Origin of the sequence: Streptomyces thermoalcalitolerans (assembly GCF_039525155.1) — a bacterium.
Taxonomy (GTDB): Bacteria; Actinomycetota; Actinomycetes; order Streptomycetales; family Streptomycetaceae; genus Streptomyces; species Streptomyces thermovulgaris.
Genome location: NZ_BAAAHG010000092.1, coordinates 1 through 9,855, shown reverse-complemented (window position 1 = coordinate 9,855; position 9,855 = coordinate 1). Strand labels below are relative to the sequence as shown.

Annotated in this window: 7 protein-coding genes and 1 pseudogene; all 8 read left to right on the top strand. The window is 72.4% G+C overall.

The window, feature by feature from the left end; genetic code table 11:
- Positions 1 to 16: 16 nt before the first annotated feature.
- The 8 genes and pseudogenes from ABD224_RS28180 to hpnH all read left to right on the top strand — a co-directional run bounded on the left by ABD224_RS28180 (position 17) and on the right by hpnH (position 9,744).
- Entirely contained in the window at positions 17 to 838 is an 822-nt protein-coding gene (locus ABD224_RS28180) for an ABC transporter ATP-binding protein (RefSeq protein ID WP_425581071.1), read from the top strand.
- A 355-nt stretch (positions 839 to 1,193) separates the two neighbouring features.
- Positions 1,194 to 2,090, top strand: a complete 897-nt coding sequence (gene hpnC, locus ABD224_RS28175; protein WP_344054947.1) for a squalene synthase HpnC — start codon at positions 1,194 to 1,196, stop codon at positions 2,088 to 2,090.
- Complete coding sequence (gene hpnD / locus ABD224_RS28170) at positions 2,087 to 3,037, top strand: presqualene diphosphate synthase HpnD (protein ID WP_344054944.1); 951 nt, start codon at positions 2,087 to 2,089, stop codon at positions 3,035 to 3,037. Before hpnC ends, hpnD begins: the two co-directional genes overlap by 4 nt.
- An 88-nt stretch (positions 3,038 to 3,125) precedes the next feature.
- Positions 3,126 to 4,604 (top strand): annotated as a pseudogene (hpnE, locus tag ABD224_RS28165) (hydroxysqualene dehydroxylase HpnE); the annotation flags it as partial.
- Positions 4,601 to 5,740: a polyprenyl synthetase family protein gene (locus ABD224_RS28160; RefSeq protein ID WP_344054941.1), complete on the top strand. Its 1,140-nt coding sequence runs from the start codon at positions 4,601 to 4,603 to the stop codon at positions 5,738 to 5,740. The pseudogene hpnE and the gene ABD224_RS28160, both read left to right, overlap by 4 nt.
- 118 nt (positions 5,741 to 5,858) lie before the next feature.
- Positions 5,859 to 7,901, top strand: coding sequence for a squalene--hopene cyclase (gene shc, locus ABD224_RS28155; RefSeq protein WP_344054939.1), 2,043 nt, complete (start codon positions 5,859 to 5,861; stop codon positions 7,899 to 7,901).
- Positions 7,901 to 8,716, top strand: coding sequence for a phosphorylase family protein (locus ABD224_RS28150; RefSeq protein ID WP_425581070.1), 816 nt, complete (start codon positions 7,901 to 7,903; stop codon positions 8,714 to 8,716). Before shc ends, ABD224_RS28150 begins: the two co-directional genes overlap by 1 nt.
- Before the next feature lie 5 nt (positions 8,717 to 8,721).
- Complete coding sequence (gene hpnH, locus ABD224_RS28145; RefSeq protein WP_344054949.1) at positions 8,722 to 9,744, top strand: adenosyl-hopene transferase HpnH; 1,023 nt, start codon at positions 8,722 to 8,724, stop codon at positions 9,742 to 9,744.
- The last annotated feature ends 111 nt before the right edge of the window (positions 9,745 to 9,855 follow it).

Below are 9,855 nucleotides of genomic sequence, written 5' to 3'. Positions count from 1 at the left end.
GAGGAGAGGTACGGCCGTGGCTGAGGCGGACCGCGCACACGACCGGCGGGACGGCCGGCAGGAGCACGCGCAGCGCGTGCCCACCGTCATCGTCGACGGGCTGCATGTCGTCTACCGCGTCAACGGCGCGAAGACCGGCAGGGGCAGCGCCACCGCGGCGCTCAGCCGCATCCTCCGGCGCGGCTCCGGCGACGCGGCGCGGGGCGTGCGCACGGTGCACGCCGTCAAGGGCGTCTCCTTCATCGCCTACCGCGGTGAGGCCATCGGCCTGATCGGCTCCAACGGCTCCGGCAAGTCCACATTGCTGCGCGCCATCGCCGGGCTGCTGCCCGCCGAGAAGGGCAGGGTCTACACCGACGGCCAGCCGTCGCTGCTCGGGGTGAACGCGGCGCTGATGAACGACCTGACCGGCGAGCGCAACGTCATCCTCGGCGGGCTGGCCATGGGCATGTCCCGCGAGGAGATCAAGGCGCGCTACCAGGAGATCGTCGACTTCTCCGGCATCAACGAGAAGGGCGACTTCATCTCCCTGCCGATGCGCACCTACTCCTCCGGCATGGCGGCCCGGCTGCGCTTCTCCATCGCCGCCGCGAAGAAGCACGACGTTCTCATGATCGATGAGGCGCTGGCCACCGGCGACCGCAAGTTCCAGAAGCGCTCCGAGGAACGCATCCGGGAGCTGCGCGCGGAGGCCGGCACGGTCTTCCTGGTCAGCCACAGCAACAAGTCGATCCGCGACACCTGCAACCGGGTGCTGTGGCTGGAGCGCGGTGAGCTGCGCATGGACGGGCCCACCGAAGAGGTGCTCAAGGAGTACGAGAAGTTCACCGGCAGGTGATCCCACCCGTTCGGGCCCCGTCGCAACCGTTCCGGCGGGGTCCGGCGTCTGCAAAGAACGCATCAACTCCCGCCGGATGCAGGGATCTTGACGCAATCGGTGTGTTGTTGCGACGTCCGGGACACCCCGGCGGGGCCCGGTGCGTAGTACAACGTAAGCTGTACCGGTCCTGGAAAGCGGCAAGTGGGGAGATAATGCGCGACACCCTCTGCCGGACCGCTGCGGACGGCCGGGCGGCGTGTCCGAAACAGCGTGTGTCGGGTCGGCAGTGTAGAACGGGAGATGTGACGGCAATGGCTACGGAAACTCCCCAGCTCAGCGCAGCATGTGCCGTCCCCGTTCCAGGCAGCGGACGATGACGCCGACACCGACGGCGCGCGACCCCGAGCGCGCCACCCTCGACAAGGCCGCGGGCGAGAACTTCCCCGTGGCACCGTTCTTCCTGCCCAGAGCCTGGCGCACCGACCTCATGGCCGTCTACGGTTTCGCCCGCCTGGTCGACGACATCGGCGACGGCGACCTGGCCCCCGGCGGCGCCGACGCCCGGCTGCTCGGCGTACCGGCCGACCGGGCGGAGGACCGCCTGGTCCTCCTCGACGCCCTCGAGGCCGATCTGCGCCAGGTCTTCGACGGCACCCCGCGCCACCCGCTGCTGCGCCGGCTCCAGCCCACCGTCCGCCGCCGCTCGCTGACCCCCGGGCCGTTCCTCGGCCTGATCGCCGCCAACCGCCAGGACCAGCTCGTCACGCGGTACGAGACCTACGAGGACCTCCTCGCCTACTGCGAACTGTCCGCCAACCCCGTCGGCCGCCTCGTCCTCGCCGTCACCGGCACCTCGACCCCCGAACGGATCCGCCGCTCCGACGCCATCTGCACCGCCCTGCAGATCGTCGAGCACCTCCAGGACGTGAAGGAGGACCTCGGTCGCGACCGCATCTACCTGCCCGCCGCGGACATGAAACGTTTTCACGTCCAGGAAGCGGACCTCGCCGCGCCCACCGCGGGCGCCTCGGTGCGCGCGCTGATCGCCCACGAGGCGGAACGCGCCCATGCGCTCCTGGACGAGGGCGCCCCCCTGGTGGGAAGCGTCCACGGCAGGCTGAAACTGCTGCTCGCAGGGTTCGTGGCAGGAGGAAGGGCGGCGCTCCGGGCGATCGCCGCCGCCGACTACGACGTACTTCCCGGCCCGCCCCGGCCCGGCAGGGTCCGGTTGCTGCGCGAGGCGGGCCTGACGCTGCGAGGAGAGGGGTGATCCGGGCCGTGGAGTCGGAACCGCTCGTGTCCGCGCAGGTACTCGCCGCCTACAGCTACTGCGAGGCCGTCACCGCGGGACAGGCCCGCAACTTCGCCTACGGCATCAGACTGCTGCCGGCCCCCAAGCGCCGCGCGATGTCGGCGCTGTACGCGTTCTCCCGGCGGGTCGACGACATCGGTGACGGCGCGCTGGCCGACGACGTCAAAATCACCCGTCTGGAGGAGGCGAGGGCACTGCTCGGCCGCATCCGCGAGGGCGCGGTCGAGGAGGACGACACCGATCCCGTCGCCGTCGCCCTCGCCCACGCCGCCCGCACCTTCCCGATTCCGCTCGAGGGCCTGGACGAACTCATCGACGGCGTCCTGATGGACGTACGCGGCACGACGTACGAGACCTGGGAGGACCTCAAGGTCTACTGCCGCTGTGTGGCCGGGGCCATCGGACGGCTCTCCCTCGGCGTGTTCGGCACCGAACCAGGAGCGCGCGGCGCCGAACGCGCCCCCGAGTACGCCGACACGCTGGGGCTCGCGCTGCAGCTGACCAACATCCTCAGGGACATCCGCGAGGACGCCGAGGGCGGCCGGGTCTATCTGCCCGCCGACGACCTCGCCAAATTCGGCTGCTCGGCGGGGCTCCACGGGCCGACCCCGCCGGAGGGCGCCGACTTCGCGGGCCTGGTGCACTTCGAGGTGCGGCGGGCCCGCGCCCTGTTCGCCGAGGGCTACCGGCTGCTGCCCCTGCTGGACCGGCGCAGCGGTGCGTGCGTCGCCGCCATGGCCGGCATCTACCGGCGCCTGCTCGACCGCATCGAGCGCGAGCCGGAGGCCGTGCTGCGCGGCCGGGTCTCGCTGCCCGGACACGAGAAGGCGTATGTCGCCGTGCGCGGCCTGTCCGGCCTCGACGCCCGGCATGTGACCCGGCGGACCATCAGGAGGCGTGTGTGAGGGCCATGTCGGTGCACGGTGACACGATCGGTGCAAAGCGGCGGGCAACCCTCCGCGCCCGGGCGGCGTCTCCGGCGGCAGCAGTCGCCCACGAGACTCCCGCTCACCGCGGGGGACACGCAGAGGAGGGCACACGATGACCGACGGCAGGCGGCCCGAGGAGCCGCTCACCGGCGCCCGTGGCCCGGCCGGGCGGCACGCCGTCGTGGTCGGCGGCGGACTCGCCGGTCTCACCGCCGCGCTCGAACTCGCCGACGCCGGGGTGCGCGTGACCCTGCTCGAGGGCAGGCCACGCCTGGGCGGACTCGCCTTCTCCTTCCGGCGCGGCGACCTCACCGTCGACAACGGACAGCATGTGTACCTGCGCTGCTGCACCGCCTACCGCTGGTTCCTCGACCGGATCGGCGGCGCGGCACTCGCCCCGCTGCAGGACCGGCTCGAGGTGCCCGTCCTCGACGCCGGCCGGCCCGAGGGACGGCGTCTGGGCAGACTGCGCCGCGACGCGCTGCCCGTCCCCCTGCACCTGGGACGGAGCCTGGCCACCTACCCGCATCTGACGCTCGCCGAGCGCGTCCGGGCGGGCCGCGCCGCGCTCGCGCTCAAGGCCCTCGACCCCGCCGACCCGGCCCTGGACGCGCAGGACTTCGGCAGCTGGCTGGCCGCGCACGGCCAGTCCGCGCGCGCCGTCGAGGCCCTGTGGGACCTGGTCGGGACCGCCACCCTCAACGCGGTCGCCTCCGACGCCTCGCTGGCGCTCGCCGCGATGGTGTTCAAGACCGGTCTGCTCTCCGACCCGGGCGCGGCCGACATCGGCTGGGCCCGCGTCCCCCTGGGCGAGCTGCACGACCGGATGGCCCGCAGGGCGCTCGAGTCCGCGGGCGTGCGCACCGAGCTCCGCACCCGTGTCACCTCCGTCTCCTCCGACGGGAACGGGGGCTGGGACGTCCGGGTGCCCGGCGGGGTGCTGCACGCCGACGCCGTCGTCCTCGCCGTACCGCAGCGCGAGGCGCACGCCCTGCTGCCGCCGGGCGCCCTGGACGACCCCGACCGGCTGCTGCGCATCGGCACCGCGCCGATCCTCAACGTCCATGTCGTCTACGACCGCACCGTGCTCACCAAACCCTTCTTCGCGGCGCTCGGCACGCCCGTGCAATGGGTCTTCGACCGCACCGAGGCGTCCGGGCTGAAGCGCGGTCAGTACCTGGCCGTGTCCCAGTCGGTGGCACAGGACGAGATCGACGTGCCCGCCGCCGTTCTGCGGGAACGCTACCTTCCCGAACTGGAGCGGCTGCTGCCCCGCGCGCGCGGCGCGGAGGTGAAGGACTTCTTCGTGACCCGGGAGCGCACGGCGACGTTCGCTCCGGCACCTGGCGTCGGGCGCCTGCGGCCCGGCGCCCGCACCAAGGCACCCGGCCTGTACCTGGCCGGAGCGTGGACCGCCACCGGGTGGCCCGCGACCATGGAGAGTGCGGTCCGCAGCGGTGTGCAGGCGGCCGACGCCGCGCTGAGCACCCTGGGCCGGCCCCGGCCGGACCGTCTGCTCGCCATCGAGGAGGCGGCGGCATGACGCTCGATCAGCAGCCCGTGGCAGGCTTCCGCACTTTCGGCACCGCAACAAGAGGAGAGATTGTGCCCACTGTTCCCCCGGCCTCGACGCCCGCTCGAGGGACCGCGGTGGACGTGACCGCGCTGCTGGAGCGCGGCCGGACCCTGGCCACGCCGGTACTGCGGGCGGCCGTGGACCGCCTGGCCCCTCCCATGGACACCGTCGCCGCCTACCACTTCGGCTGGATCGACGCCCAGGGCAACCCCGCGGACGCGTCCGGCGGCAAGGCCGTACGCCCCGCCCTGGCCGTGCTCTCCGCGGAGGCGGCCGGGGCCGCGCCCGAGGTGGGCGTGCCCGGCGCGGTCGCCGTCGAACTCGTCCACAACTTCTCGCTGCTGCACGACGACCTGATGGACGGCGACGAGCAGCGCCGCCACCGCGACACCGTCTGGAAGGTGCACGGCCCCGCCCAGGCCATCCTGGTCGGTGACGCCCTGTTCGCCCTGGCGAACGAGGTCCTGCTGGAGCTCGGCACCGTCGAGGCCGGCCGCGCCGCCCGCCGTCTGACCACCGCCAGCCGCGCCCTGATCGACGGCCAGGCGCAGGACATCTCCTACGAGCAGCGCGACCGCGTCAGCGTCGAGGAGTGCCTGGAGATGGAGGGCAACAAGACCGGAGCCCTGCTCGCCTGCGCCTGCTCCATCGGAGCGGTCCTCGGCGGTGCGGACGACGCCACCGCCGACCTGCTGGAGAAGTACGGCTACCACCTCGGCCTGGCCTTCCAGGCCGTCGACGACATCCTCGGCATCTGGGGCGACCCGGAGACCACCGGCAAGCAGACCTGGAGCGACCTGCGCCAGCGCAAGAAGTCCCTGCCGGTCGTGGCCGCCCTCGCGGCGGGCGGCCACGCCTCCGAACGGCTCGGCGAGATCCTCGCCGCCGACGCCGGGAGCAGCGACGTCGCGAACTTCTCCGAGGAGGAGTTCGCGGCCCGTGCCGCCCTCATCGAGGAAGCGGGCGGCCGCGAGTGGACGGCCGAGGAGGCGCGCCGTCAGCACGCCCTCGCCATCGAGGCCCTCGACGCCGTGGACATGCCCGAACAGGTCCGGGCCGCGTTCACCGCGCTCGCCGACTTCGTCGTGGTACGGAAGAGTTGATCACTATCGGCCGAACCAGCCTCTGACAGTCGACGGCCGGTGCCGCAGGGGGTTTCGGGCACCGGCCGACGGCGGACCCACAGCAGCACGACTCGCACGACTGCACGAAGGGGAAGCCATGACAGCGACGACCGACGGAAGCACCGGGGCGACACTGCCGCCCCGCGCCGCCGCGGCCACCGAAACCGTACTCACCACCCCCGAGGCGGCCGGGACGACACCACAAGCCGCCGCCGACGCCGTCAGACGGGCCACCGACTTCCTTCTGGCCAGGCAGAACGCCGAGGGCTGGTGGAAGGGCGACCTCGAGACGAACGTCACCATGGACGCCGAGGACCTGCTGCTGCGCCAGTTCCTGGGCATCTCCGACGAGACGACCACCCGCGCCGCCGCCCGGTTCATCCGAGCGGAGCAACGCGAGGACGGCACCTGGGCCACCTTTCACGGCGGGCCCGGCGACCTCTCCACCACGATCGAGGCCTACGTCGCCCTGCGTCTGGCCGGTGACCCGCCCGACGCACCCCACATGGCCAGGGCCTCCGCCTGGATCCGGGAGCAGGGCGGCATCGCCGCCTCCCGCGTCTTCACCCGGATCTGGCTCGCGCTGTTCGGCTGGTGGAAGTGGGAGGACCTGCCGGAACTGCCGCCCGAACTGATCTGGCTCCCCACCTGGCTGCCGCTCAACATCTACGACTTCGGCTGCTGGGCCCGGCAGACGATCGTGCCGCTCACCATCGTCTTCGCCCAACGGCCGGTGCGCCCCGCGCCCTTCCCGCTGGACGAGCTGCACACCGACCCGGACCGTCCCCATCCACCCCGGCCGCTCGCCCCGGCCACCAGCTGGGACGGCGTCTTCCAGCGCCTGGACAAGGCCCTGCACGCCTTCCGCAAGGTGGCACCCAAACGGGTGCGCCGGGCCGCGATGAACACCGCCGCCCGCTGGATCATCGAACGCCAGGAGAACGACGGCTGTTGGGGTGGCATCCAGCCTCCCGCAGTGTACTCGATCATCGCACTGCATCTGCTGGGGTACGACCTCAACCACCCGGTGATGCGCGCCGGCCTCGAGTCGCTGGACCGCTTCGCCGTCTGGCGCGAGGACGGCTCCCGGATGATCGAGGCCTGCCAGTCGCCCGTCTGGGACACCTGCCTGGCCGTCATCGCGCTCGCCGACGCGGGCCTGCCCGCCGACCACCCGCAGCTGGTCAGGGCCGCCGACTGGCTGCTCGGCGAGCAGATCGTGCGTCCCGGCGACTGGGCGGTGCGCCGGCCGGGGCTGCCGCCGGGCGGCTGGGCGTTCGAGTTCCACAACGACAACTACCCCGACATCGACGACACCGCCGAGGTGATCCTCGCGCTGCGCCGGGTCAGGCACCACGACCCGGAGCGGGTGGACAAGGCCATCCAGCGCGGCGTCCGCTGGAACCTCGGCATGCAGTCGAGGAACGGCGCCTGGGGCGCCTTCGACGTCGACAACACCAGCCCCTTCCCCAACCGGCTGCCGTTCTGCGACTTCGGCGAGGTCATCGACCCGCCGTCGGCCGACGTCACCGCGCACGTCGTGGAGATGCTCGCCGCCGAGGGCCTGGCCCACGACCCGCGCACCCGGCGCGGCATCGCCTGGCTGCTGGCCGAGCAGGAGCCGGACGGCTCGTGGTTCGGCCGCTGGGGCGTCAACTACCTCTACGGCACCGGATCCGTCGTGCCCGCTCTGATCGCCGCCGGTCTGCCCGGCTCCCATCCGGCGATCCGCCGCGCGGTGGCCTGGCTGGAACGCGTGCAGAACGACGACGGCGGCTGGGGCGAGGACCTGCGCTCCTACAAGGACCCCAGGAAGTGGAGCGGCAGGGGCGCCTCCACCGCCTCGCAGACCGCGTGGGCGCTGATGGCGCTGCTCGCGGCCGGGGAGAGGGACTCCCGGGCCGTCGAGCGCGGCGTCCAGTGGCTCACGGCCACCCAGCGGGAGGACGGCTCCTGGGACGAGCCGTACTTCACCGGCACCGGCTTCCCCTGGGACTTCTCCATCAACTACCACCTCTACCGGCAGATCTTCCCGCTCACCGCACTGGGCCGGTATCTGCACGGCGGGCCCGCCACCGCCCGGCGCACCGCCGCCGAACCCCTGGCGGCCCCCTGCGGGGCCGAGGCCAAGGGAAGCTGATGGGCACCCGGCCCGGCCCGCCCCCGCTGCTGATCGCCTGCGCGCTCGGCATCGAGCACCTCGCCCTGCGCCTGGGCGCCCGGGGCGCGAGACGCAGGGACGGGCCGGTGCCGAGGGCTTCCGGGGATCCCCTCCGCGCGCACGGGGCCGGGAGCCCGGGGGAGCGCGAAGAACCCGGCACGGAAGGGACCGCGCCCGGCCAGCCCGGCCGGATCCTCGGCACCGGTTCCCGGCGCCCCGCGGCCGGACAGGATACGCGGGGCGCGAGCGGCCCGGTGGCCGTGCTGCGGACGGGGATGGGACCCCGGGCGGCGGAGCGGTCCGTCGCCCGGGCCTTGGCCGGCCCGCCGCTGGCGCGGGCCGCGGTGCTGGCCACGGGCTTCTGCGCGGGACTCCTCCCGGGCATGCGCCCCGGCGACCTCGTCGTCGCCGAGGAGACCCGGGACCCGCGCGGCACCGTGCCGTGCGTCGGCACCGAGGTGCTCGTCGAGGAACTCGCGCGCGCCCTGCCCGGGCGCACCGTCCACACCGGGCCGCTCACCGGCTCCGACCGCATCGTGCGTGGCGCCGAGCGGTCCGCGCTGCGCGCGACCGGCGCAATCGCCGTCGACATGGAATCGGCGGCCACGCTTCTGAGCGCCGTGCGCACGGGCGCGCGCCCGGTTGCGGCGGTGCGGGTGGTCGTGGACGCTCCAGAGCATGAGCTCGTCCGTATCGGAACGGTCCGCGGCGGAATATCGGCTTTCCGTGTTCTTCGGTCCGTCCTGCCGACTTTCTTCGAATGGCACCGTAATGTTCTGCTCCCCAGGAGGTGAGCCAGATGGCCATGCCGCTGCGCCAGTCCATCAAGGTCGCTACATACTTGGCCCGGCAGAAGCTGCGCGGGCGGGACAAGTTTCCGCTGCTCGTGGAGCTTGAGCCGCTTTTCGCCTGCAACCTCAAGTGCGAGGGCTGCGGCAAGATCCAGCACCCGGCCGGGGTGCTCAAGCAGCGCATGCCGGTCGCACAGGCCGTGGGAGCGGTGCTGGAGTCGGGCGCGCCGATGGTGTCCATCGCGGGCGGCGAGCCGTTGATGCACCCTCAGATCGGCGAGATCGTCCGGCAGTTGGTGGCCCGGCGGAAATACGTCTTCCTGTGCACCAACGCGCTGCTGCTGCGCAAGAAGATGGACGAGTTCAAGCCGTCCCGCTACTTCGCCTTCACGGTGCACATCGACGGACTGCGCGAGCGGCACGACAAGTCGGTCGCCAAGGAGGGCGTGTTCGACGAGGCGGTGGAGGCCATCAAGGAGGCCAAGCGGCGCGGCTTCCGGGTGACCACCAACTCCACCTTCTTCAACACCGACACCCCGCAGACCGTCATCGAGGTGCTCAACTACCTCAACGACGAGCTCAAGGTCGACGAGATGATGATCTCGCCCGCCTATGCCTACGAGAAGGCACCCGACCAGGAGCACTTCCTGGGCGTGGAGCAGACCCGCGAACTGTTCCGGAAGGCCTTCGCGGGCGGCAACCGGCACCGCTGGCGGCTCAACCACTCGCCGCTGTTCCTCGACTTCCTCGAGGGAAAGATCGACTTCCCGTGCACCGCCTGGGCCATCCCCAACTACTCGGTCTTCGGCTGGCAGCGCCCCTGCTACCTGATGAGCGACGGATACGTGCCGACGTACCGGGAGCTCGTCGAGGAGACCGACTGGGACCGGTACGGCCGCGGCAAGGACCCGCGCTGCGCCAACTGCATGGCGCACTGCGGCTATGAGCCCACCGCCGTGCTCGCCACCACGGGGTCCCTGAAGGAGTCCCTGCGCGCGATGCGCGAGACCGTCTCCGGAAACCGGGGGTGACGCCATGACCGCGGTTTCTCTCGGCATGCCGTCCGTTCCGACCAGGCTCGCAAAGCGGCGCAAGAGCCGGCGGATTCAGGTCGGGTCGGTGGCGGTGGGCGGGGACGCGCC